Here is a 21,808-nt window from a genome sequence, read left to right as displayed (position 1 = left end):
ACGGCAGAAAACCCGGATAGAATGGCTCAGGCCATTCCGTCTCCAGCCGAAATGTTCTAGGACGCTCAAAAGACCATAAGGGGAATAGCCGTTCTGTCAGGGCGCGAGAGCGCTTCATGACGTTCTGATGCTCCTCAATGGTCGCGGTGATGAGGCTCGTAGCAGCCTGATTTTGAGCAGAAAGAGGAAACGCGCCCATGGTGCCTCGCTACACACGACCCGCAATGCTGGCTATCTGGGCCCCCGAAAATCGCTATCGGATCTGGTTCGAAATCGAGGCGCTGGCATGCGAGGCGATGGCTGAACTGGGCGAGATCCCCAAGGAATCCGCCCGCACCATCCGCGAAAAGGGCGACGCCGCAATGGCCGCGTTCTCGCAGGCCGATCTCGACCGTATCGACGCTATCGAAGCCGAGACCCGTCATGATGTGATCGCCTTCCTGACATGGCTCGCGGAAAAGATCGGTCCGGACAGCCGTTTCGTGCATCTCGGCATGACGTCTTCCGACGTGCTCGATACCTGCCTCTCGGTCCAGCTTACGCAGGCGACCGACCTTCTGCTCGCAGACCTCGATACGGTTCTGGCTGCACTGAAGAAGCAGGCTTTCGACCACAAATACACGCTGACCATTGGCCGCAGCCACGGTATCCACGCCGAGCCGACCTCGTTCGGTCTCAAGATGGCCGGGCATTACGCCGAGTTCGACCGCAACAGGAAGCGTCTGGAAACGGCTCGCGCCGAGATCGCCACCTGCGCCATCTCGGGCGCCGTCGGCACGTTTGCGCATCTCGACCCGCGCGTTGAAGCCTATGTCGCCGAAAAGCTGGGTCTCAAGGCGGAACCGGTTTCCACGCAGGTCATTCCCCGTGACCGTCACGCCGCCTATTTCTGTGCGCTGGCCGTCATCGCCAGTGGCATCGAGCGTCTGGCGACGGAAGTGCGTCATCTCCAGCGTTCGGAAGTGCGCGAGGCGGAAGAGTTCTTCCACAAGGGTCAGAAGGGTTCGTCCGCGATGCCGCACAAGCGGAATCCGGTCCTGTCCGAGAACCTGACAGGTCTTGCCCGTCTGGTGCGTGCCGCCGTCATTCCGGCGCTGGAAAACGTGGCGCTGTGGCATGAGCGCGACATCAGCCACTCCTCGGTCGAGCGTAACATCTGCCCGGACGCGACCATCGGTCTCGACTTCGCGCTGGCCCGTCTGGCGGGCATGATGGACAAGTTGCTGGTCTATCCGGACCAGATGGCCGCCAACATCGAAAGTCTCGGCGGCGTCGTTCATTCCGGTGAAGTGCTGCTGGCTCTGGCCCGCGCCGGTGTGCTGCGTGAGGACGCCTACCGCATCGTGCAGCGTTGCGCGATGGAGACGTGGACCAAACTCGGCAAGCCGGGCTTCAGGACCTTCCGCGAGAATCTGGACGCTGATCCGGAAATCGCCGGTCGGATCGCGCCGGAAGTGCTGGACGCCGCCATGGACAGCCGCTCGCATCTGAAAGCCGTCGATGACCGCTACACGCTGATCTTCGGTGAGGCTGGTCCGCAGGCCTGACTGGTCCTGGAACCGTCTTTCCGGAAAGACGGTTCAGTCTTTTATAAAGCATAATGTGGACGGTCGCAGATGGATCTGATCGCGCAGCGTCGGCACATGCTGACAGGTGCCTGCTACAACGATCTGACGCCCGAACTGGTTGAAGCCCGGGCGCGGGCCGTCCATCTTTCTGACCGTTACAACGACAGTTTCGGTCGTCCGCAGGGGGAACGTGAGCAGCTCCTGCGAAGTCTCCTGCATCATGTGGGCAACGGAGCCCATTTCGAACCCCGCTTCCGGTGCGAGTTTGGCTTCAATATTTCCGTCGGTGAAAAATTCTACGCCAACTTCGACTGCATCATTCTTGATGCCGCGACGGTATCCATTGGCGACAACGTGCTGTTTGGTCCCCGGGTCGGTATTTACACGGCGAATCATGCCACTGATCCCGATGAACGCACCGCCGGGGCCTGTTATGCCCGGCCTGTGAAGATTGGAAACCGCGTCTGGATCGGGGCCGGAGTTCATATCAACCCCGGCGTCACGATCGGCGATAACAGCATTATCGGATCAGGAAGTGTTGTGACGAAGGATATTCCTTCCAGCGTCATCGCGGCGGGGGTGCCGTGCAGGGTCATACGATCCATCACTCAGGACGATCGAACGGGTTTTTCGGCTTTTTGAGCGGATTAAGTGCTTTTTTGCCGGTTTTTCGACGAAAATAACATGTATCTAATATAAATGTTTAATTCTGGAGCATGCCTTCAGTGCGGCAGTACCCGCGTGCGTTTCTCCAACCCGACAGTATCATCTCGCTTCGAAGGCTGCTAAGAGGCAGCCGCAGGAGGCCTGTGTTGGGCCGGAAAACTGCGGGTGGGTCTGTTTCAGTCTTCCCGCAAGCCGAGAGTGAGCAAGAACGACCATGGCCCGCCGCCGCCAGCTGTATGAAGGTAAAGCCAAGATCCTGTTTGAAGGGCCGGAACCCGGAACCCTCGTGCAGTATTTCAAGGACGACGCCACGGCAGGGAATGGCGCGAAACATGGCATCATCACCGGCAAGGGTGTCCTGAACAACCGCATCAGCGAATACATCATGCTGCGGTTGCAGGAGATCGGTATTCCGACGCACTTCATCCGCCGGATCAACATGCGGGAGCAGTTGATCCGTGAGGTGGAGATCATTCCACTGGAGATCGTGATCCGGAACATCGCCGCAGGCAGCATCGCCAAGCGTCTGGGTATTCCGGAAGGCACGCGTCTTCCGCGTTCGATCGTCGAGTATTATTACAAGAACGATGCTCTCGGTGATCCGATGGTGGCTGAGGAGCATATCACGGCGTTCGGCTGGGCCAGCCCGCATGATCTGGATGACATGGTCGCCATGTCGCTGCGTGTGAATGATTTCCTTATGGGGCTGTTCGCCGGCGTCGGGATTTCACTGGTCGACTTCAAGCTGGAGTTCGGACGTCTCTGGGAAGGCGAGGAGATGCGCATCATCCTTGCGGATGAGATTTCTCCCGATAACTGCCGCCTGTGGGACTCCAAGACAAACGAGAAGCTCGACAAGGACCGTTTCCGTCGGGATATGGGTCAGGTCGAGGAAGCCTATCAGGAAGTCGCCCGTCGTCTCGGCATTCTGCCCGAGGCCGGGAATGGCGATCTCAAAGGTTCTGAAACAATGCAGTGAACACGCCGTTCAGGGTGTGTTTGAAAGAGTTAAGGCCAGAAGGCCGGAGGGCGGTATGAAGGTTCGCGTGACTGTTTCTCTGAAAGAGGGTGTGCTTGACCCACAGGGGAAGGCCATTGGCCACGCCCTTCATGTTCTGGAATTTCCGGAAGTGAAGGAAGTCCGGGTCGGCAAGGTGATTGAGCTGGATGTCGATGGCTCGGACGCCGCCAAGGTCGAGGCGCGCGCCACCGAGATGGCGAAGCAGCTTCTCGCCAATGAAGTGATTGAGGACTTTGTCGTTGAGGTGGTGAAATGAGCCGCTTTTCCGTTGTTTCGTCCGCTCTTCTCCTCGCTTCCGGTCTGTTCGCCGCCGACGCCGCCATGGCGCAGCGCGTCTCGCCGATGACGGCAGGCAACTTCGGTCGCATCTGCACCCGCCCTGCCGGTGCGTCCGTGTGTGACGCCTATATTTCCGGACTCGCGGACGCCGGAACGCTCTCAAAGATCAATGATCGCAATCAGGGCGATCCGAACGCTCCCGCCGGGTTCTGCATTCCCGCCACGGAAACAAGCGCCGCCATGCGTAACAATGTCATCACCTGGCTGAAAGCGCACAAGGATGTGCTGCAGAAACCGGTGGGTGAGGGCGTGTTCATGGCCCTGCATGATTCCTATCCTTGTGCTGCTTCCTCCAAGCCAGCGGAACAGAAGAAATGAAAGCCGGTATCGTCGTTTTTCCGGGGACCAACCGGGAGCGCGACATGGCGATCGCCCTGAAGGCGGTTACCGGTCACGCTCCGAAAATCCTCTGGCACCGGGACACCGAGCTTCCCGAGCTTGATCTCGTCGTGCTGCCGGGCGGCTTCAGCTATGGCGATTACCTTCGCTGTGGCGCTATGGCCGCGCACTCTCCGATCATGCGGGAAATCCGTGCGTTCGCTGAAAAGGGTGGTCACATCCTGGGCGTCTGCAACGGCTTCCAGATCCTGACGGAAACCGGCCTGCTGCCGGGCGCGCTGCTGCGGAATGCTGGTCTGCGCTTCCTGTCGCAGGATTGCCATCTTCGCGTCGAGAACGCCGAGACGCCGTTTACCCTTCGCTGGAAGAAAGGCGATGTGTTCCGCACGCCGCTCGCCCATGGTGACGGCAACTATGTCGCGGACGCCGAGACGCTGAAGACGCTTCAGGGCGAGAACCGCGTGGCGTTCCGCTACTCTGCGCCGAACGGCACGGTGGACGCCGCTGATCGCGACAGCAACCCGAACGGCAGCCTCGAAGCCATCGCCGGAATCCTGAGCGCCAACTCCCGCATCTGCGGCATGATGCCGCATCCGGAAGACCTCGTTGATCCGCTGATGGGTGGAGAAGACGGTAAGCCCCTGTTCGAAAGTCTGGTGGAGGCGCTGGTCCGATGAGCAGCAAGCAGAAAGCGGTCAACGCCGATCTGGCCCGCGAATTCGGCCTGTCCGCCGAGGAATATGATCGCGTCCTCGCCATCATGGGGCGCACACCGAGCCTGACGGAACTGGGCGTGTTCTCGGTCATGTGGTCCGAGCACTGTTCCTACAAGTCATCCCGCAAGTGGCTGCGCACCCTGCCGACGACGGCGCCGTGGGTCATCCACGGTCCCGGCGAGAACGCCGGTGTGGTCGATATCGGACAGGGACTGGCCGCCATCTTCAAGATGGAGAGCCACAACCACCCGTCCTTCATCGAGCCCTATCAGGGCGCGGCGACGGGCGTCGGCGGCATCCTGCGCGACGTGTTCACGATGGGCGCGCGTCCGGTCGCCAATCTGAACGCCCTGCGTTTCGGTTCGCCGGAAACACCCCGCACACGTCAGATCGTGGACGGTGTGGTGCGTGGCATCGGTGGTTACGGCAACTGCGTCGGTGTTCCGACTGTCGGTGGCGAAGTGAACTTCCACCCGGCCTATGACGGCAACCCGCTGGTCAACGCCATGACGGTCGGCGTCGCCCGTCAGGACAAGATCTTCCTGTCGGCTGCGGCGGGTATCGGTAACCCGGTGGTGTATGTCGGTTCCAAGACCGGTCGCGACGGTATCCACGGTGCCACCATGTCCTCCGCCGAGTTCGACGAGAACGCGCTGGCCAAGCGTCCGACCGTGCAGGTCGGCGACCCGTTCGTCGAAAAGCTGCTGATCGAAGCGTGCCTTGAACTGATGGCGACCGATGCGATCGTGGCCATTCAGGACATGGGCGCTGCCGGTCTGACGTCTTCGTCTGTCGAGATGGCGGGCAAGGGCGGTGTCGGCATCGATCTCGACCTCGACGCTGTTCCGCAGCGCGAGCCGAACATGACGGCTTATGAGATGATGCTCTCCGAGAGTCAGGAGCGCATGCTCATCGTCATCAAGCCGGAACGCACCGAGGTCGCCCGCGCGATCTTCGAGAAGTGGGAACTGGATTTCGCGGTCATCGGTCATCTGACCGACACCGGCAACATCGTCGTGCGCCACAAGGGGCAGGTCGAAGCCGAGATTCCGCTGGACCCGTTGGCGGAGCAGGCTCCGATCTATGATCGTCCGACGGCACCGCTGCCCGCGCCGGAGCCGGTTGGTGACATCCATGATCCGCTCGGTCTGGAGCAGACGCTCATCCGTCTGGTCGGCTGTCCGGATGTCGCGTCCCGCGCATGGATCTGGAACCAGTATGACAGCACGGTCGGCGGACAGACGGTTCGTCGTCCGGGTGGCGCGGATGCGGCCATCGTCAAGGTCGAGGACACGTCCATCGGTCTGGCGCTGACCACGGACTGCACGCCGCGTTACTGCCGCGCCAACCCGAAGAAGGGGGGAGCGCAGGCTGTTGCCGAGGCATGGCGTAACATTACGGCGACAGGCGCACGTCCGCTCGCCGTGACGGACAATCTGAACTTCGGTAATCCCGAAAAGCCTGAGATCATGGCGCAGTTCGTCGGCGCTATCGAAGGTATCGGTGAAGCCTGCCGTGCGCTCGACTTTCCGATCGTGAGCGGTAACGTCTCTCTCTACAACGAGACCCGCAATCCGGACGGCACCACATCGGCCATCCTGCCGACCCCGGCCCTCGGTGGTCTGGGCGTTCTGGACGATGTCACGAAGAACGTCGGTCTCGGCATGCCTGAGAATGGCACGCTGATCCTCGTGGGCGATACGAAAGGCCACCTCGGTCAGTCGCTCTGGCTGCGGGAAATCCTTGGCCGCGAAACGGGTGATTCGCCGGATGTCGATCTGGCCGCCGAGCGTCGCAACGGCGACTTCGTGCGGGAGCAGATTGCAGCAGGTGTGGTGAAAGCCTGTCACGACGTTTCGGATGGCGGCATTCTGATCGCCGCCGCCGAGATGGTCATGGCGACCGGCAATGGCTGCACGCTTGAGCCGCCGCAATCCGGCATGCGTCCGGAGGCGTTCTGGTTCGGCGAGGATCAGGCCCGCTATCTGGTTGCGGTCGAAGGTGATGGCAAAGCGTTCCTTGCCGCGGCGGAAAAGGCTGGCGTTCCGGCACGGGTGGCGGCAGCCATCGGTGGCGACTGTCTGGTTCTTCCCAGCGGGGCAAGAGTGTCTGCGGCGCGTATGAATGTAGCGCATGAAGCGTTCTTCCCCGCCCTGATGGATCGCTAAGCGACGTTTTGGTCCGGTAAACCGGCAGCAAAGGAGAATGGTCATGGCCATGAGTGCGACAGATATCGAGGCCTACATCCTCAAGGCGTTTCCTGACGCAAAAGTGAGCATCGACGATCTGGCGGGTGACGGCGATCATTACGCCTGCACTGTCGTCAGTGAAGCCTTTCGTGGATTGCCACGGGTGAAACAGCACAAGCTGGTCTATAATGCTCTTGAAGGGCATATGGGCGGGACGCTGCACGCGCTTGCACTCAAGACGTCAGCCCCCTGATGACCCCGATTTTCTGAATGAAACCGGGCAGTTTCCGCAGTTGATGCGGGCCTGTCCGGAAACTGGAGTAAGCAGAGATGTCCACCCCTGTCGGTCAGCGCATTCAGGCGCTTGTTGAAGAAAACCCCGTCATGCTGTTCATGAAGGGCACACCGGACTTCCCGCAGTGCGGGTTCTCCGCCCGCGTCGTGCAGGTGCTGAACCACCTCGGCGTGCCGTTCAAGGCCGAGAATGTTCTGGCTGATCCTGAGATGCGCGAAGGCATCAAGATTTTCTCTGACTGGCCCACCATTCCGCAGCTCTACGTCAAGGGCGAGTTCATCGGCGGCTGCGACATCATCATGGAAATGGCCCAGTCTGGCGAGCTGCAGACGCTGCTCAAGGAAAAGGGAATCGCTTCCGCTGCTGCGTGAGGTTTTCCGCCTGCAATATCGGTTCGCCACGATATTGCAGGTTTCTGTTTTTGGTTTGTTCTTTTTGAAAAGTATATATCGTTTCCACATCCCGTGAACGATAGAAATGAAATAGTAATTTACCCCTTTTAGAGACAATCAGCGGGTTGTGAGCGTCACGCAATGACGTATACTCGCATGGAGAAACGAAATCCGGGGATGGAAATGATCAGGACGATACTGCGGAAGCTGACGATTATCACGGCAGGTGTTTCTGCGGTTGTTGCGGTCACTCACGTCAAATCGGCTCATGCCGAGCGTGTCATTTCCGATTACGAAGCCAGCAAGCTGACCCTCGAGTCCCTGACGGCTGTGCCCGTTTATCACCCGGTCGTGCACCATGCAGTAGCACATCGCGCAGCTGCTACTTCATCGCGTGGACGTACTGTTCTGGCGTCCCGTGCACAGTCAGCCCATCCCATGGTTCACCTTGTGTCGTTCCATGTCGTGAAGAAAGCGTCTCATTCTGCCCATGTGCGCAATCGCACCTGACGTTTTCTCTTCGATATGAAGTGGAAAGCCATCTGACAGCGTCGGGTGGCTTTTTGTTTATCAAGAACGACTGATTGAATTTCCCTGATAGGTCATCAGACGATTTGATGAACGGCTTTCCAGTCTGTCTGTTGATCGATCTGTTTTCCTGACAGATTCAGCTCTGCCAGAAAGCGTTCCGAATTCTTCTGGGAGCGCCGGTTTCATCCACGAGAATGACATCGAATACGACCGTGTCGTAAATCCATTCGGGATGCGTGGCGAGAAGGAATTCCGCTGCGTTCATGATCCGATGGCGCTGTCGGTCGCTGATTGCTTCGGCGGCGCGGGCATATGTGGTGCGCTTCTTGACCTCGATAAAGCTCAGCTGTCCGTTTTTGAGCGCAACAAGATCAATTTCACCCAAGGGAGTACGGGCGCGACGCAGGAGAATCCGCCATGCGTGTGAGAGGAGCGCCTGCTCGGCGACGTGCTCAGCCTGCACGCCATTCCGCCAGGCAGTGCGGCCACGTTCAGGCTGCCGAGGCATGATTGCGTGTCTTTGCATTTGCATGCTCCGAAGTCTCGCCCGGTAAGGTAAGAATTTCCTTAAACAGATATTGAAACGGAGAGAGATAATCCTGCCGACCGCTACAACACTTCTGTTCGATGGTTTCCTGGCCAGTCACTGTGCTGTGGCCATGATAGCTGCAGGGCATATCCTTCTGACAAAAAGGGATACGTCTGCGGCGATCGGATGGATAGGAACGGTGCTCGTAGTGCCGTTTTTCGGGGTTTGTCTCTATCTTTTCTTTGGCATCAACCGTGTTCACCGTCTGGCGAGAAAACTGGTGCAGGCCCGCAATCCACAGGAAAGCGGGACAGATCCGGCAGTCAGGTGGAGCAGGGGAGTCACCGGGTCTTTCAGACTGCTCTCGCGCATGGTTGGGCGGATTAGCGGCCGTCCGCTACTCGGGGGCAATCACCTTGAGATCCTGATTGACGGGGACAATGCCTACCCGGTCATGCTGGAGGCGATTCGTCAGGCTGAATCGAGCATCATGCTGTCGTCTTATATTTTCAGGTACGATCAGATTGGAAAAATATTTGTATCAGCCCTGATTGATGCTCATAGACGTGGTGTCGCCGTGCGGATCCTGCTTGACGGCGTAGGTGCGGGATATTTCGTATGTCCTGCGGCGAGAGCGCTGCGGGATGCCGGTGTGCCCTGTGAGCGTTTTCTTCATTCCGTGCTGCCATGGCGCATGCCGTTCATCAATCTCCGCAATCATCGCAAAATTCTGGTCACGGATGGAACGACCGGCTTTCTTGGCGGGCTCAACGTCGGTGATGAGAATTGCGGTAAGACCGACATCAATAAGCGTGTCGGCGATATGCATTTTCGTGTGCGTGGGCCTGTGGTCAGACAACTGGCCGAAGCTTTTGCATGGGACTGGTCGTTCACCTGTGGGGAAGAACTGGCTGGAAAGACATGGTTCCCGCCGCTTGCGGAAGCAGGGGATGAACTGCTTCGGGTGGTGACGGCCGGACCGGACACGGATCTTGAAAAGATCGAATACACGGCTTTGCAGGCCATCACTCTGGCGCGCCACAGTGTGCGGTTGATGACGCCCTATTTTCTTCCCGGCACACGCCTCCAGTCCGAACTCGCTCTGGCCGCATTGCGGGGAGTGCAGGTCGAGATCATCGTTCCCCGGCAGAGCAATCATCGCATCATGGACTGGGCGTGCCGGGCCGATATCCACCCGATGCTGGACGCCGGCTGTCGTGTCTGGCTCAGCGGTCCTCCCTTCAACCACGCCAAACTGATGGTGGTGGATAGGGAATGGGCTTTTGTCGGGAGTTCGAATTTCGACACCAGAAGTCTTCGGCTCAATTTCGAAATCAACGTGGAAAGTTATCAGACCGGTTTTGCGGAGAAGATTGACGACTTCATATGCAGCCACCGGCGCGGTCGTCTGACGCACCATGATCTTGATGAACGCATTCTGCCGGTCAAACTGCGGGATGCCGCGATGCGGCTGTTGTCGCCCTATCTATGAGGGCGCCTGTCTGCGGACACGTTGAATTGGGATTTCAAACGGCGTAGGGAAACGGTGGAACAGTCGATGGTGACCCTGCCGAAAATGGCATAGCAGCGCGATGAACAACAACAGAAGTGTGGTGCGGTGATGACTTCCACTCCCTTGCGTGTCGGGATTGCAGGCCTTTCAGGGCGGATGGGGCAGGGGCTGGTAAGAAGCGCGCTCGAAGCCGGTTGCAAGGTGGTCGGGGGCACGTGCCGTGATCCGCAGGCAAGCGCTCTGACCATGGCCGAACTGACCCGAGACGGCTCGATCACGCTCTGCGCGGATATGGCTCAGCTTGCAGAAATCTCTGATGTGGTGATCGACTTCACGCATGTCTCCACAGTGATTGATCACGCCAAGGCACTGAAGAACGCTGGCGTTGCGTGGATCCTCGGCACGACAGGTCTTTCGGAGAGTGATCAGCGCGCCGTGGATGACGCCGCACAGTCCATTGCCGTGGTGCAGGCGGCGAATTTCTCAGCCGGTGTCACGCTGATGCTCAGACTGGCTCGGGAAATGGGCATGGCGCTTTCAGCAGAACGGTTCGATGCGGAGATTGTCGAGATGCATCACCGTCAGAAAGTCGATGCGCCCTCAGGAACGGCTCTGGCCATTGGGGAAGCGGTGGCGCAGGGGCGTGGTGTGAAGCTGTCCGATGTGCGGGCTCCTGTCCGGGAAGGTCAATGTGGAGCACGCAAGACGGGTGAAATCGGCTTTGCTGCATTGCGCGGAGGGCAGATCGTGGGTGAGCACGAACTGCTGTTCACGTCCGCCACCGAGCAGATCACCCTTGGCCATCGTGCTTTCGACCGCCGGGTTTTTGCGGACGGCGCGGTGCAGGCCGCTGAGTGGGTCAGAGGGAAAATACCCGGTCTTTACAATATGGAAGACGTTCTTGGCCTCTCCTGAGGTCTCGGGACGCCTTTTTTGGATGAGGGTCGGGAGGGTCTTGCAACTTGACCCCGCCGCCTTCATCCGCCAAACGACAAACTCTCATATCGAGATCTTCGCAAAACGCGAAACTTTCACCCTATAGCGAGGCAGTCGGCACAATCATGCTCAAGCAAGGCGAGTTCCTGTTTACCTCGGAATCGGTGTCCGAAGGCCATCCCGACAAAGTGGCGGACCGGATCAGCGATACGGTTCTGGATGCTTATCTGACAGCAGACCCGGAAGCGCGCGTTGCCTGCGAAACGCTGGTGACCACCAACCGCGTCGTTCTTGCCGGTGAAGTCCGCGGTCCGTCGTCCATCACGTCGGAAGGTCTGATCGAGGCCGCTCGTGAAGCGATCCGTGACATCGGTTACGATCAGGCAGGCTTCTCCTGGAAGAATGCTGAAATCAGCAACTACCTGCACGCGCAGTCCGCCGATATTGCCGTCGGCGTCGATAGCGCAGGCGAGAAGGACGAAGGTGCGGGCGATCAGGGCATCATGTTCGGTTTCGCGACCAACGAGACCGAGACGCTGATGCCGGCGCCGCTGTACTACTCCCACAAGATCCTCAAGACGATGCGTGACCTGCGTCGCGCTGGCGATCCGCGTGCGAAAGGCCTCCAGCCGGACGCCAAGAGCCAGGTGACCCTGCGTTACCTCAACGGCAAGCCTGTCGAGGCGACGTCCGTCGTCATCTCGACGCAGCATGACGAAGGCGTGGATCAGAACGTCATCCGCAACGAGCTGCACAACATCGTCAAGGATGTGCTGCCGGAAGGCTGGATGCCCGCCGATAAGGAATTCTACGTCAACCCGACCGGTATCTTCGTGATCGGTGGCCCGGATGGCGACGCCGGTCTGACAGGCCGCAAGATCATCGTCGACACGTACGGCGGTGCCGCCCCTCACGGTGGTGGCGCATTCTCCGGCAAGGATCCGACAAAGGTTGACCGTTCCGCAGCCTATGCCGCCCGCTATCTGGCGAAGAACGTTGTCGCTGCCGGTCTCGCCGACCGCTGCACGCTTCAGCTGTCCTACGCCATCGGCGTGTCGCATCCTCTGTCGGTCTATGTCGACTTCGACGGCACAGGCAAGGATATCGACGAAGCCAAGCTGGTGAAGGTCCTGCGCGAGGTGATGAACCTTTCTCCGCGTGGCATCCGTCAGCACCTGCGTCTGAACCGTCCGATCTACACGGAAACATCCGCGTACGGTCACTTCGGCCGCACGCCGGACGAAGCCCGTGACACGTTCCCGTGGGAGCGCACGGACCTTGTCGACGCGCTGCGTAACGCTTTCAACCGCTGAAAGCAGGACAATGAGTGTGGTGGGTGAAGAGAGTGGCGCGGTTACTCCGCATGAGAGTGAGGAGAAGACCGCTTCCACTCTGAAGCCACCAGCTCAGCGTCTCTATGGGCGTCAGCGCGGCCATCCGCTGCGCGACCGCCAGCAGCGCCTGATTGATGAGGCGCTGCCCCGGATAAGGTTTCCGGAAGATAAGGCCTCCGATCCGAAATCGGCCTTCGATACCCGGCCTGAGCAGGTCTGGCTGGAAGTCGGTTTCGGTGGAGGAGAGCATGTTCTCTCCCAGATCGAAATGCACCCCTCCGTTGGCTACATCGCCTCGGAAGTGTTCGAGAACGGCCTCTGTTCGCTTCTCGCGCCGTTGTTCCCATCCCGCGAGGAGGGAACCTCGCCGGTGCCTCCGCTTCTGCGCCTGTGGAACGATGATGCGCGCCTGCTTTTGCAGAATCTGCCGGAAGCCTCGCTTGACCGGATGTTTCTGATGTTCCCGGACCCGTGGCCGAAAAAACGTCATGCCAAGCGTCGCTTCGTCCATCCCGGCAACCTGCCGTTTGTCGCGCGTGCACTGAAGTCCGGCGCGATCTGGCGTGTGGCCAGTGATGATCCGACCTATCAGGCGTGGGTCGAAGAGGTCATGGGCAATCAGGATTTCTTTGTGACGGCCCCACCGGCGCTTGAGCGTCCGGAAGGCTGGCCTCCGACGCGCTATGAGGCGAAGGCGATCCGGGCTGGACGCCAGCCGATGTACTGGACGTTTGTTCGGAAGTAGGGTCCCGGAAGAACTGCCCCGAGAGCCTTTCGACACAGTCTGGAACAGTAAAAGGCTCTGTAGGTTCCGTCTTTTTTAGGAAGACGGCGTCCTATGAAGCTTTTCGAAAAAGCTTCATCAAAAACTTCTCGTTGTTTTCAGATTTGTCCGCTGGGCAGCATTGCGGCCTGACGTCAGATGGAGACGACAGGCCGTTCTGACCGTTTGTTCCGATAGCGCCGCACTACTACCATCCCTCGTTAGGAGGGCTGTAGCAAGGTTTTGGCTGTCAGTGCGTTTCTGCCGACTTGATCAGATCATAACCCGGCGAACCCGGCGGCGGACCGGGAGGCGGCAGATCGTCCGCCGTCACGGAAAGCAGCTGCTGGGCGTCCGGCCCGATCTGGTGAGCGTTGATCGCTGTTCCATAGACACCCGTAGCGCCCGGTCCAGCTGCGTACAGCATGGCTCCCGGCTTCAGCCATGTCGCGATCTTTGAGGCGTCGCGGGTCGGTATGCGGATGACCGTATGATCCTTCAGGATGGCGCCGATCAGCACCCCCTGAATGTTGTAGAGCGGATGAGTAATTTCGCCATGCACCACAATGTCCGGTCCGGCCACCATTTCAGGAGAATGCTGCGGCATGGCGATGCCGACATCTTCCGACCGGCTGCCGCGCGGACCAGTGAGTGAAAAGGCCTGGATAATGGGAAGAGCTTTCCCTTTCAGACCGGTGCCGCTGATCTTTTCTCCCGGCTTGACGATTCTGGGCAGATCCCATGACAGATCCTGGGAAACGAGAACCTGTACGCCGTCAGAGAGAAGTACGCCGGTCACACCTCCGCCTGCCGAGGGAATATACTGTGCCACAGTGCCGCTGAAGGAGGGGAGCACGGAGAGATCGTAGACCGAAACGGGTCCGCTTCCGGCTGATGATGAAGCTGCCAGAACGGGAGAAACGCTGAATGCCGCGGCGGAAGCGGCAGCGATGACAGCAAGGCGAAACAGGTGGCGCATGACTGGTCCAATCGTTCACTGGCCGTTAGCCAAGGAGCGAACAGGCCGGAAGAGCGCGAAACATAAAGAAGCCCGGATATCGCCACGAGTGACGTATCCGGACAAGCCTTTTCGTATGCGGATCAGTGCCTGAAATGACGCATACCAGTCAGCACCATGGCGATTCCGGCTTTATCGGCGGCTGCAATGACTTCCTCATCGCGGATGGAGCCGCCCGGCTGGATCACGGCGGTAGCGCCAGCGGCCACAATGGTCTCCAGACCGTCTGCGAACGGGAAGAAAGCGTCCGATGCCGCCACGCTGCCACGGGTCAGCGGCTCGGACTGACCGAGTGCTTTCGCAGCTTCAAGGCTTTTGCTGACGGCGATACGCGCGGAATCCACCCGGCTCATCTGGCCCGCACCTACACCGACGGTCGCGCCGTCCTTGGCGTAGACGATGGCGTTCGACTTGACGTGCTTGGCCACACGGAAGGCGAAGATGAGGTCACGCATCTCTTCGGCGGTCGGCGCACGCTTCGTGACAACCTTCAGGGCGCTTTCTTCGATCCGGCCATTGTCGCGTGTCTGGGCGAGGAAGCCGCCTGCAACGGAACGGACGATCACGCCGCCTTCAGTGGGGCTGGGCAGAGCGCCGGTCAGCAGGAGGCGAAGGTTCTTCTTGCTGGCGAGGACGGCCTGCGCCGCTTCGGTCGCATCGGGAGCGACAATGACTTCCGTGAAGATGGTGGAAATCTTCTTCGCCGTCTCTTCGTCCAGCGTGCCGTTCAGAGCCACGATGCCGCCAAAGGCTGAGACCGGATCACAGCGCAGGGCGCTGTCCCATGCGGCGCTGAGGCTGGCGGCCGTCGCCACGCCACATGGATTGGCGTGCTTGACGATAACGACAGCCGGTTCCTTGAACTCGGCGACAGCTTCGAAAGCGGCGTCCGTGTCGTTGAGGTTGTTGTAGGACAGGGACTTGCCCTGCACCTGACGCGCTGTGGCTACGCCGGGGCGATTGCTGCCGTCGGTATAGAAAGCCGCTTTCTGGTGCGGGTTCTCGCCATAACGCAGGACTTCCTGACGCATGCCCGATAGGGTGAAGCGTTCCGGGAAAGTGTCATGGCGCTCCTTGGCGAACCATGCGGCGATAGCGGAATCGTAGGCGGCCGTGCGGGCGTAGGCCGCGCCAGCCAGCGCACGGCGTGCTTCCAGCGTTGTGCCGCCAGCCTGAAGCGCCTCGATGATGGCGCCATACTGGTCCGGGCTGGTCAGCACGGCGACATGACCGTGGTTCTTGGCGGCGGCGCGGATCAGGGCAGGACCGCCGATATCGATGTTCTCGATGCAGTCGTCAGCGGAAGCGCCGGAAGCGACGGTCGCCTCAAACGGATAAAGATTGACGGCGACCAGGTCGATCGGCGCGATCTTGTGTTCTTCCATCTGGGCGACATGGGCGGGAAGGTCGCGACGACCGAGGATCCCGCCATGAATCTGCGGCACCAGCGTCTTGACGCGCCCGTCGAGGATTTCGGGAAAACCGGTATGGTCGGATACTTCGACGACAGGCAGTCCGGCATCGCGCAGGGCTTTTGCGGAACCGCCGGTGGACAGGATTTCTGCTCCCTGAGCAACAAGGGCGCGACCCAATTCGATCAATCCGGTCTTGTCGGAGACGGAGAGAAGGGCGCGCTTTACAGGCAACAGGCTGGTCTGGCTCATCGAAGTCGAGTCTTTCGCGAAGGAGTCCATCAAAACGGCGGTCTGGCAAAACGTCGGTCAGGCGTCGTTGGCGGCGTGCTTAGTGAAGTGGTTGCGATGTGGCAACCGCAACGGGAAAAAGTCCGGGAATGACCCGGACGCGAAAAGATGCTGGTTTTCTGAATCTGCCTGTAGAAACAAAGGTGCAGCGTCCTGCTGTCGGACGCTGCACTCCTGGCTTTATTTTCCGCGGGCTGTGAAGTTTTCCAGCCAGTGGATCGTGTAGTCGCCCTTCTGGAACTCCGGATCCGCAAGGATACGGCGGTGCAGAGGGACGACGGTGTTCACACCTTCGACCACCAGTTCATCCAGCGCCCGGCTCATGCGGGCGATGGCGGCTTCGCGGGTCGGCGCATGGACGATCAGCTTGGCGATCATGCTGTCGTAGTAGGGCGGCACGCGGTAGCCGGCATAGACGGCGCTGTCGATGCGCACGCCGAGTCCACCCGGCGGATGATAGACCGTAATTGTGCCGGGGCTGGGGATGAACGTGTCCGGGTCTTCCGCATTGATACGGCATTCGATGGCATGACCGGAGAACGTGATGTCCTTCTGGCTGTAGCCAAGCGGCTCACCGGCAGCAATGCGGATCTGCTCACGGACGAGGTCCACGTCACAGACCATTTCCGTGACCGGATGCTCGACCTGAAGACGGGTGTTCATCTCGATGAAGCAGAACTGTCCGTCCTGATACAGGAACTCCAGCGTGCCCGCATTGCGGTAGCCCATCTTGGAGAGAGCCGCTGTCGCCGTCGCGCCAATGGCGTCACGCTCTTCCGCGGTGAGGGCAGGGGAGCCGGCCTCTTCCAGCAGTTTCTGGTGACGACGCTGAAGCGAGCAGTCACGCTCACCGAAGTGCACGACGTTACCGTGCGTATCGCCCAGAATCTGCAATTCGATATGGCGTGGCTTGTCGAGATATTTCTCGAGATAGACCGCGTCATTACCGAAGGCCGCGAGGGACTCGGTGCGGGCGACGCTCCATGCCTCGGGAAGTTCCTCGCGTGTCTGGGCGACTTTCATGCCGCGACCACCGCCACCGGCGGCGGCCTTGATCAGGACCGGATAGCCGACACGGTCAGCAACTTCGTAGGCTTCGTCGATGCTGAGCAGTTCGCCGTCCGAACCCGGAACCAGAGGAACGCCAAGGGCTTCCATCGTGGTCTTGGCGCTGATCTTGTCGCCCATGGTGCGGATGTGTTCGGCGGTCGGGCCGATGAAGGCGAGGCCATGCGCTTCGACGGTTTCGGCGAAATCGGCGTTTTCCGACAGGAAGCCGTAACCGGGATGGATGGCTTCCGCTCCTGTGATCGTCGCTGCGGAGAGAATCGCCGCTACATTCAGATAGGAGTCGCGGGCTGCGGGTGGTCCGATGCAGACGGCTTCATCAGCAAGGCGCACATGCATTGCGTCCGCATCGGCGGTTGAATGGACCGCGACCGTGCGGATGCCCATTTCCCGGCAGGCCCGCAGGACGCGCAGTGCGATTTCGCCGCGATTGGCGATGAGAATTTTGGAAAACATCATTCAATAATGACGAGCGGCTGGCCGAATTCAACGGGATCGCCGGAAGCGATGAGGATCTGCCTGATCGTGCCGGCTTTTGGCGCCTTGATCTGGTTGAAGGTCTTCATCGCCTCTATCAGCATCAGGGTCTGCCCGGCTGTCACGGTCTGGCCGTCCGTGACGAACGGCGGAGAAGACGGGTCAGGGCTGAGATAGGCGACCCCGACCATCGGGCTGTTAACGGCGCCCGGGTGTTTGGACAGGTCGGCCGGCGCGGCTGCAACCGGCGACGTGGCGACTGCGGGAGCCGAAATGACGGGGGCCTGCGCCTGAACCGGCGCCGTGGCGACCGTGGAAGCGGCGCGGACAACACGGATACGGCTGTCTTTTTCGGCGACTTCAATCTCGGTCAGTCCGGTGTCCGTCAGGATATCGGCCAGTGCCCGTATGGCATCTGCGTCTACGAGCAGTCGGCTCATTGCGTTTCCTCGTTCAAAAGAATGTCGGTCATTGCCTGAAGTGCGAGCGCGTAGCCCTGTACACCCAGACCACAGATGACGCCCACCGCAGCGCGCGACACATAGGAATGATGTCTGAATGGCTCACGGCGATGGATATTGGAGATATGGACCTCGATCACCGGCAGATCGACAGCCAGCAGCGCATCGAGCAGGGCGATGGAAGTGTGTGTGTAGCCTGCCGGATTGATGATGATGCCCTGAGCGCGTCCCCGACATTCCTGTACCCAGGAAATCAGCTCTCCTTCCCCATTGGTCTGCCGGAAGTCGATGCCGACATCCAGCTTTTCCGCATTCTGCGCGCAGAGCTGCTCGACGTCGTCAAGCGTCGTTCTGCCGTAGACCTCCGGCTGGCGGAGGCCGAGCATGTTCAGGTTGGGACCGTTGAGAACGGAGATGAGGGGACGTTCCATAATTGCGCGCCGTTAGCACGCCCCTTCCTCAACTCCAAGAGTCCGGCGGTCATTTTTTGCATGATATGTTTCGTAATGTAATCTCTTTGTGGAAAATAAATGGCGGAATACTGGTGTAGATTCATCGCTTGCGGGTTTGTCTTGTAAATTACTGTAGTAACTTGTGTGGTTTGCGTTGATTTTACAGAAGTAAAAATTTTTGCAGGAACATTTCATGCCAGTCTGTGGGCATTGTAATTATGACGGATCGATGCCCTGGTCTGTTTATCAGGGTTGAATTTCTCAGAAAAATCAGTTCTACTGTCCGCAGTATCAACAGAAATCTGGTGAATGCGTGCTGTCTTCGCGTGGAAAAAAGGGCTCCGGGCTTTTCGCTATGCTGGCGCTGTCATGGACAGTCGGTGTTGCCGAGGCCAGAGCGGCCACGCAGACGCATGATCCGGCCCTTTCCGTATCGCCCGCTTCTACAAGCTGGGCGGCGTCGGTAAAGGAAGCGCTTGCGAAACGGGCCTCTGGGGCCACGTCGCTGGCACATCATATCCAGCATGGTATGGCGAGCTGGTATGGCGGTCGTTTTGCGCACCGTGGCACAGCGAACGGTGAGCAGTTTGACCCTTCCAAAATGACAGCCGCTCATCCTTCCGCGCCGCTTGGCAGCAAGCTTCTGGTGCGCTCCGAGGAAACCGGGCGACAGATCGTCGTTACAGTCAATGATCGTGGTCCATACAAAGGTGGGCGCGTAATTGATCTGTCCCACGCAGCCGCTGCGCAACTGGGAATGTTGCGCAAGGGTGTTGCGCATGTGGCGGTCAGCCCTCTGACCGAAGAAGAGGCGCTCGAGGTTGCGCAGGCGCCCGAGTAAATCTCCGCCTCATTCTTTTGGATCTGTAGTTCTTTGATGAAAGGCCGGACACGCTCCTATACGTGTCCGGCCTTTTTGTTGAGGTTCTGACCGGGCGTTCCGGCTAGACTCTCAGAATTTCCCGCGTGGTGGATTGCGCCCGGGCTTCCAGTTCAGCGTTAAATTCGGCGCCGAGCAGAACGACCCAGGCGCTGACAAAGAACCACATCATAATGGCGATGACCGCGCCCAGAGGTCCGTAGGTCGAGCCATAGCTCGCGATGTTGGCGACGTAATAGGAAAAGCCGGAAGCCGCGAGAATCCAGATGAATGTCGCGGCGACGGCGCCCGGAATGACCCAGCGCCATTTGGCGTGATGACCGCTCGGACCGACGCGGTAGAGCAGCATGTAGGCGAGGATGATCAGAACGGCCATGATGCTGAGCCCCGCCAGCCGGACGCCCAGTTCGATGGAACCGGGAGGGGGATCAATGCGGAGGATGACCGGCAGGAGCTGAAACAGGATGGGAACGGCGACCATGATCGCCACCCCAAGGCAGATTTCCAGAATCGCGGACAGCGTCAATGCGAGGGCCAGCGCCTGAAACGCGATGAAGCTGCGTGTTTCAGTGGTTCCATAGGCGATGTTCAGGGCCGATAGAATGGATTTGATGCCTGCGGATGCGGACCAGAGCGCGATGGATGTCGAGATGGCCAGATTCATGGTCAGGGAGCTGTGAGGCACCGAGACGAGTTCGTTGACCCTGTTTTCAATGATCGAAAAAGCGGCGGGTGGCAGCAGTTGTCTGATGGAATTCAGCTGTGTGGCGACGCTCTGCACGTCAAAAGCGAGTCCATAAATGGAAATCAGGGTGCTGATGGCGGGAAACAGCGCCAGCGTGGCGTAGAATGCGCACCCTGCGGCAATCAGCGTTGTCGGTCCGGCAATGATGGATGTCACCGTCGATTTGCAGACGGCTTTCCAGTCCGCCTTGGTCAGGGCGAAAGGGGAAGACAGAAGGTGGGGCTTGTCTTTCTGTTCAGCACCGGGATCGCCTGAAGACGTCGCCGTTTCAAGCTGGGGTTCAAGCGGAACATTGGACAGGGAGGAACTCATAGGGTGTCGTCAACCTCAAACTGTGTTCGGTGAAGCCTGCAGCGATCATCGGGGTGCAGGGCGCGCCTGAGTTGAGGAGGCGCTCGGAGAGTGGGTGGACGAAAGGCCCACCAGAATCAGAAGATTCTACTGCGAAAGTTTCTGTTTCGTGAAAGACAGTTATTGAATGTCTTAAAGGAAGAGAGAAGAGGTTTTCCAGTTTTTTCGGTGTAATAAAAAAATCTGTTGCATTCGGGCATGAAACGCCCCATATGCCCCCTCACGCAGCAACGCACGTGCCACTGGCCCACTGAGGTTACGCAACGACGTCAAGCGTTCTGGCAACTGGGATCCTTCGGGATTCAGTCTTGGTCGCTGGTCCGTTAGACCGTTTCGCAACACAGCCTGCCATGGCTCCTTATCTGGCAGGCCAGCAAGGGATAGGTGCGATGACACCCAAAATCTCTAAATTTCTTGCGGAAAATATTCCCGCCACCCCTTGCCTCGTCGTCGATGTCGATGAGGTCGAAAACCGTTATCGCGCCCTTCAGGTCGCGCTCCCTCTGGCCCGCATCTATTATGCCGTGAAAGCCAATCCGGCCGAGGCGATCCTGAGCCGGCTGGTTTCCCTTGGTTCCAGCTTCGATGCTGCGTCATGGGAAGAGGTCGAGATGTGCCTGAACGCAGGCGCGGACGCTGATGACATTTCCTTCGGCAATACCGTGAAAAAGGTCAGCGCCATCAAGGCTGCCTATGCCGCTGGTGTCCGTCTCTTCGTCTTCGACTGCGAGGAAGAGCTGAACAAGCTCGCACGGCATGCGCCCGGCTCGAAGGTTTATTGCCGTCTTCTCGTGGACAATTACGGCGCTGAATGGCCGCTGTCCCGCAAATTTGGCACGACAGTCGAAAGCGCTCGTGAGCTGATGCTCAAGGCGCGTGATCTTGGTCTTGATCCGTATGGTCTGTCTTTCCATGTGGGAAGTCAGCAGGTTGAAACCGGTAGCTACGAGATGGCGATCAGCCGTGTCGCCGCTCTGGTGTCCGATCTGTCCGAAGCTGGTCTCGATCTGCGTATGGTCAATCTCGGCGGCGGATTCCCCATCCGTTATCGCGAGGATGTGCCGCACATCGACGATTTCGGCGAGGCGATCTCGACGGCAATGAAAAAGCATTTCGGCAACGCTCTGCCTGAAATGCTGATCGAGCCGGGCCGCTTTATTGTCGGTGCTGCTGGCGTGGTTTCGGCTGAAGTCGTGCTTGTCAGCCAGCGCGGACGCGAAGGTGGTCCTCGCTGGGTCTATCTCGACATCGGCCGCTTCGGTGGTCTGGCCGAGACGGAAGGCGAGGCGATCCGTTACGCGATTCGCACGCCGCGTGATGGCGGTCAGACAGGGGCGGTGGCTCTGGCTGGTCCGACCTGTGACGGCGCGGACATCATGTACGAGAAGACGTACTACGAACTGCCGCTTGCCCTCGAGTCCGGCGATCGTGTCGAGCTTCTGGGCACCGGCGCCTATGTTTCGACCTACTGCGCGACCCGTTTCAACGGCTTCGCACCACTGGCGGAACATTACATCTGATC

At 59.4% G+C, this 21,808-nt stretch carries 23 protein-coding genes; 16 read left to right on the top strand and 7 right to left on the bottom strand.

All coding sequences use genetic code 11. From position 1 onward, the window contains the following. The first annotated feature begins 197 nt into the window (after nucleotides 1–197). The 10 genes from purB (at nucleotide 198) to GVI59_RS06440 (ending at nucleotide 8,035) form a co-directional block, all read left to right on the top strand. On the top strand, nucleotides 198–1,547 hold the full coding sequence (purB, locus tag GVI59_RS06485) for an adenylosuccinate lyase (RefSeq protein WP_173573480.1): 1,350 nt from the start codon (nucleotides 198–200) through the stop codon (nucleotides 1,545–1,547). A gap of 69 nt (nucleotides 1,548–1,616) precedes the next feature. Beyond that, nucleotides 1,617–2,210, top strand: a complete 594-nt coding sequence (locus GVI59_RS06480) for a sugar O-acetyltransferase (protein ID WP_173573479.1) — start codon at nucleotides 1,617–1,619, stop codon at nucleotides 2,208–2,210. Nucleotides 2,211–2,448: 238 nt separating this feature from the next. Next, nucleotides 2,449–3,213 (top strand): phosphoribosylaminoimidazolesuccinocarboxamide synthase, encoded by a 765-nt coding sequence (gene purC / locus GVI59_RS06475; RefSeq protein WP_173573478.1) that lies wholly within the window; start codon nucleotides 2,449–2,451, stop codon nucleotides 3,211–3,213. A gap of 55 nt (nucleotides 3,214–3,268) precedes the next feature. After that, nucleotides 3,269–3,511, top strand: coding sequence for a phosphoribosylformylglycinamidine synthase subunit PurS (gene purS / locus GVI59_RS06470; protein WP_173573477.1), 243 nt, complete (start codon nucleotides 3,269–3,271; stop codon nucleotides 3,509–3,511). Next, entirely contained in the window at nucleotides 3,508–3,912 is a 405-nt protein-coding gene (locus GVI59_RS06465) for a Rap1a/Tai family immunity protein (RefSeq protein WP_173573476.1), read from the top strand. The genes purS and GVI59_RS06465 overlap by 4 nt, the downstream gene beginning before the upstream one ends. Continuing rightward, the gene (purQ, locus tag GVI59_RS06460; RefSeq protein ID WP_173573475.1) at nucleotides 3,909–4,610 is read left to right on the top strand and encodes a phosphoribosylformylglycinamidine synthase subunit PurQ; all 702 of its coding nucleotides are present in this window, start codon (nucleotides 3,909–3,911) and stop codon (nucleotides 4,608–4,610) included. The genes GVI59_RS06465 and purQ overlap by 4 nt, the downstream gene beginning before the upstream one ends. Further along, nucleotides 4,607–6,817, top strand: a complete 2,211-nt coding sequence (gene purL, locus GVI59_RS06455; protein ID WP_173573474.1) for a phosphoribosylformylglycinamidine synthase subunit PurL — start codon at nucleotides 4,607–4,609, stop codon at nucleotides 6,815–6,817. The genes purQ and purL overlap by 4 nt, the downstream gene beginning before the upstream one ends. 43 nt (nucleotides 6,818–6,860) lie before the next feature. Further along, a complete protein-coding gene (locus tag GVI59_RS06450) occupies nucleotides 6,861–7,091 on the top strand; it encodes a BolA/IbaG family iron-sulfur metabolism protein (RefSeq protein ID WP_173573473.1) in 231 nt (76 codons plus the stop codon). 77 nt (nucleotides 7,092–7,168) lie between these two features. Further along, on the top strand, nucleotides 7,169–7,504 hold the full coding sequence (gene grxD / locus GVI59_RS06445; RefSeq protein WP_099348251.1) for a Grx4 family monothiol glutaredoxin: 336 nt from the start codon (nucleotides 7,169–7,171) through the stop codon (nucleotides 7,502–7,504). Nucleotides 7,505–7,708: 204 nt separating this feature from the next. After that, nucleotides 7,709–8,035 (top strand): hypothetical protein, encoded by a 327-nt coding sequence (locus tag GVI59_RS06440; RefSeq protein ID WP_242012976.1) that lies wholly within the window; start codon nucleotides 7,709–7,711, stop codon nucleotides 8,033–8,035. A 157-nt stretch (nucleotides 8,036–8,192) separates the two neighbouring features. Here GVI59_RS06440 and GVI59_RS06435 read toward each other — a convergent pair whose 3' ends face one another. Beyond that, nucleotides 8,193–8,564: a YraN family protein gene (locus GVI59_RS06435; RefSeq protein WP_242012975.1), complete on the bottom strand. Its 372-nt coding sequence runs from the start codon at nucleotides 8,562–8,564 to the stop codon at nucleotides 8,193–8,195. 151 nt (nucleotides 8,565–8,715) lie between these two features. Between GVI59_RS06435 and cls the strand changes: the two genes are divergently transcribed. From cls to trmB, 4 genes are all read left to right on the top strand, one after another. Next, nucleotides 8,716–10,077 carry a cardiolipin synthase gene (gene cls, locus GVI59_RS06430; RefSeq protein WP_173573470.1) on the top strand — a complete coding sequence of 454 codons (1,362 nt, stop codon included), beginning with the start codon at nucleotides 8,716–8,718 and terminating at the stop codon, nucleotides 10,075–10,077. A gap of 129 nt (nucleotides 10,078–10,206) precedes the next feature. Beyond that, the gene (gene dapB / locus GVI59_RS06425; RefSeq protein WP_173573469.1) at nucleotides 10,207–11,013 is read left to right on the top strand and encodes a 4-hydroxy-tetrahydrodipicolinate reductase; all 807 of its coding nucleotides are present in this window, start codon (nucleotides 10,207–10,209) and stop codon (nucleotides 11,011–11,013) included. Nucleotides 11,014–11,159: 146 nt separating this feature from the next. Beyond that, nucleotides 11,160–12,347: a methionine adenosyltransferase gene (metK, locus tag GVI59_RS06420; RefSeq protein WP_173573468.1), complete on the top strand. Its 1,188-nt coding sequence runs from the start codon at nucleotides 11,160–11,162 to the stop codon at nucleotides 12,345–12,347. A gap of 10 nt (nucleotides 12,348–12,357) precedes the next feature. Next, complete coding sequence (gene trmB / locus GVI59_RS06415; protein ID WP_242012995.1) at nucleotides 12,358–13,113, top strand: tRNA (guanine(46)-N(7))-methyltransferase TrmB; 756 nt, start codon at nucleotides 12,358–12,360, stop codon at nucleotides 13,111–13,113. Between the two features lie 268 nt (nucleotides 13,114–13,381). Here the strand turns inward: trmB and GVI59_RS06410 are convergent, their stop codons facing one another. From GVI59_RS06410 to aroQ, 5 genes are all read right to left on the bottom strand, one after another. Further along, entirely contained in the window at nucleotides 13,382–14,110 is a 729-nt protein-coding gene (locus tag GVI59_RS06410) for a hypothetical protein (RefSeq protein ID WP_173573467.1), read from the bottom strand. A 122-nt stretch (nucleotides 14,111–14,232) separates the two neighbouring features. Continuing rightward, nucleotides 14,233–15,813 (bottom strand): bifunctional phosphoribosylaminoimidazolecarboxamide formyltransferase/IMP cyclohydrolase, encoded by a 1,581-nt coding sequence (purH, locus tag GVI59_RS06405; protein ID WP_173573466.1) that lies wholly within the window; start codon nucleotides 15,811–15,813, stop codon nucleotides 14,233–14,235. A 219-nt stretch (nucleotides 15,814–16,032) separates the two neighbouring features. After that, entirely contained in the window at nucleotides 16,033–17,376 is a 1,344-nt protein-coding gene (gene accC / locus GVI59_RS06400; protein ID WP_173573563.1) for an acetyl-CoA carboxylase biotin carboxylase subunit, read from the bottom strand. Then, nucleotides 17,376–17,837, bottom strand: a complete 462-nt coding sequence (accB, locus tag GVI59_RS06395; RefSeq protein ID WP_173573465.1) for an acetyl-CoA carboxylase biotin carboxyl carrier protein — start codon at nucleotides 17,835–17,837, stop codon at nucleotides 17,376–17,378. The genes accC and accB overlap by 1 nt, the downstream gene beginning before the upstream one ends. Further along, nucleotides 17,834–18,289, bottom strand: coding sequence for a type II 3-dehydroquinate dehydratase (gene aroQ / locus GVI59_RS06390; protein WP_173573464.1), 456 nt, complete (start codon nucleotides 18,287–18,289; stop codon nucleotides 17,834–17,836). Before aroQ ends, accB begins: the two co-directional genes overlap by 4 nt. A gap of 334 nt (nucleotides 18,290–18,623) precedes the next feature. Between aroQ and GVI59_RS06385 the strand changes: the two genes are divergently transcribed. After that, nucleotides 18,624–19,151, top strand: a complete 528-nt coding sequence (locus GVI59_RS06385) for a septal ring lytic transglycosylase RlpA family protein (RefSeq protein ID WP_173573463.1) — start codon at nucleotides 18,624–18,626, stop codon at nucleotides 19,149–19,151. Nucleotides 19,152–19,254: 103 nt separating this feature from the next. Here GVI59_RS06385 and GVI59_RS06380 read toward each other — a convergent pair whose 3' ends face one another. Next, nucleotides 19,255–20,247 (bottom strand): YihY/virulence factor BrkB family protein, encoded by a 993-nt coding sequence (locus tag GVI59_RS06380; protein ID WP_173573462.1) that lies wholly within the window; start codon nucleotides 20,245–20,247, stop codon nucleotides 19,255–19,257. Between the two features lie 428 nt (nucleotides 20,248–20,675). On the opposite strand from GVI59_RS06380, the gene GVI59_RS06375 reads away from it, so the two are divergent. Beyond that, complete coding sequence (locus GVI59_RS06375) at nucleotides 20,676–21,806, top strand: type III PLP-dependent enzyme (RefSeq protein WP_173573461.1); 1,131 nt, start codon at nucleotides 20,676–20,678, stop codon at nucleotides 21,804–21,806. Nucleotides 21,807–21,808: the final 2 nt, after the last annotated feature.

The organism is Acetobacter sicerae (genome assembly GCF_011516765.1).
In the GTDB taxonomy this organism is placed as follows: Bacteria; Pseudomonadota; Alphaproteobacteria; order Acetobacterales; family Acetobacteraceae; genus Acetobacter; species Acetobacter sicerae.
The sequence above is the reverse complement of the archived record's forward strand: the minus strand, read 5'-3'. Positions and strand labels throughout refer to the sequence as shown.

What these genes read in the sequence shown, in the direction of transcription:
- purB (WP_173573480.1), top strand. Translation starts at nt 198, where the DNA reads ATGGTGCCTCGCTACACACGACCCGCAATGCTGGCTATCTGGGCCCCC.
- GVI59_RS06480 (WP_173573479.1), top strand. Translation starts at nt 1,617, where the DNA reads ATGGATCTGATCGCGCAGCGTCGGCACATGCTGACAGGTGCCTGCTAC.
- purC (WP_173573478.1), top strand. Translation starts at nt 2,449, where the DNA reads ATGGCCCGCCGCCGCCAGCTGTATGAAGGTAAAGCCAAGATCCTGTTT.
- purS (WP_173573477.1), top strand. Translation starts at nt 3,269, where the DNA reads ATGAAGGTTCGCGTGACTGTTTCTCTGAAAGAGGGTGTGCTTGACCCA.
- GVI59_RS06465 (WP_173573476.1), top strand. Translation starts at nt 3,508, where the DNA reads ATGAGCCGCTTTTCCGTTGTTTCGTCCGCTCTTCTCCTCGCTTCCGGT.
- purQ (WP_173573475.1), top strand. Translation starts at nt 3,909, where the DNA reads ATGAAAGCCGGTATCGTCGTTTTTCCGGGGACCAACCGGGAGCGCGAC.
- purL (WP_173573474.1), top strand. Translation starts at nt 4,607, where the DNA reads ATGAGCAGCAAGCAGAAAGCGGTCAACGCCGATCTGGCCCGCGAATTC.
- GVI59_RS06450 (WP_173573473.1), top strand. Translation starts at nt 6,861, where the DNA reads ATGGCCATGAGTGCGACAGATATCGAGGCCTACATCCTCAAGGCGTTT.
- grxD (WP_099348251.1), top strand. Translation starts at nt 7,169, where the DNA reads ATGTCCACCCCTGTCGGTCAGCGCATTCAGGCGCTTGTTGAAGAAAAC.
- GVI59_RS06440 (WP_242012976.1), top strand. Translation starts at nt 7,709, where the DNA reads ATGATCAGGACGATACTGCGGAAGCTGACGATTATCACGGCAGGTGTT.
- GVI59_RS06435 (WP_242012975.1), bottom strand. Translation starts at nt 8,564, where the DNA reads ATGCCTCGGCAGCCTGAACGTGGCCGCACTGCCTGGCGGAATGGCGTG.
- cls (WP_173573470.1), top strand. Translation starts at nt 8,716, where the DNA reads ATGATAGCTGCAGGGCATATCCTTCTGACAAAAAGGGATACGTCTGCG.
- dapB (WP_173573469.1), top strand. Translation starts at nt 10,207, where the DNA reads ATGACTTCCACTCCCTTGCGTGTCGGGATTGCAGGCCTTTCAGGGCGG.
- metK (WP_173573468.1), top strand. Translation starts at nt 11,160, where the DNA reads ATGCTCAAGCAAGGCGAGTTCCTGTTTACCTCGGAATCGGTGTCCGAA.
- trmB (WP_242012995.1), top strand. Translation starts at nt 12,358, where the DNA reads ATGAGTGTGGTGGGTGAAGAGAGTGGCGCGGTTACTCCGCATGAGAGT.
- GVI59_RS06410 (WP_173573467.1), bottom strand. Translation starts at nt 14,110, where the DNA reads ATGCGCCACCTGTTTCGCCTTGCTGTCATCGCTGCCGCTTCCGCCGCG.
- purH (WP_173573466.1), bottom strand. Translation starts at nt 15,813, where the DNA reads ATGAGCCAGACCAGCCTGTTGCCTGTAAAGCGCGCCCTTCTCTCCGTC.
- accC (WP_173573563.1), bottom strand. Translation starts at nt 17,376, where the DNA reads ATGTTTTCCAAAATTCTCATCGCCAATCGCGGCGAAATCGCACTGCGC.
- accB (WP_173573465.1), bottom strand. Translation starts at nt 17,837, where the DNA reads ATGAGCCGACTGCTCGTAGACGCAGATGCCATACGGGCACTGGCCGAT.
- aroQ (WP_173573464.1), bottom strand. Translation starts at nt 18,289, where the DNA reads ATGGAACGTCCCCTCATCTCCGTTCTCAACGGTCCCAACCTGAACATG.
- GVI59_RS06380 (WP_173573462.1), bottom strand. Translation starts at nt 20,247, where the DNA reads ATGAGTTCCTCCCTGTCCAATGTTCCGCTTGAACCCCAGCTTGAAACG.
- GVI59_RS06375 (WP_173573461.1), top strand. Translation starts at nt 20,676, where the DNA reads ATGACACCCAAAATCTCTAAATTTCTTGCGGAAAATATTCCCGCCACC.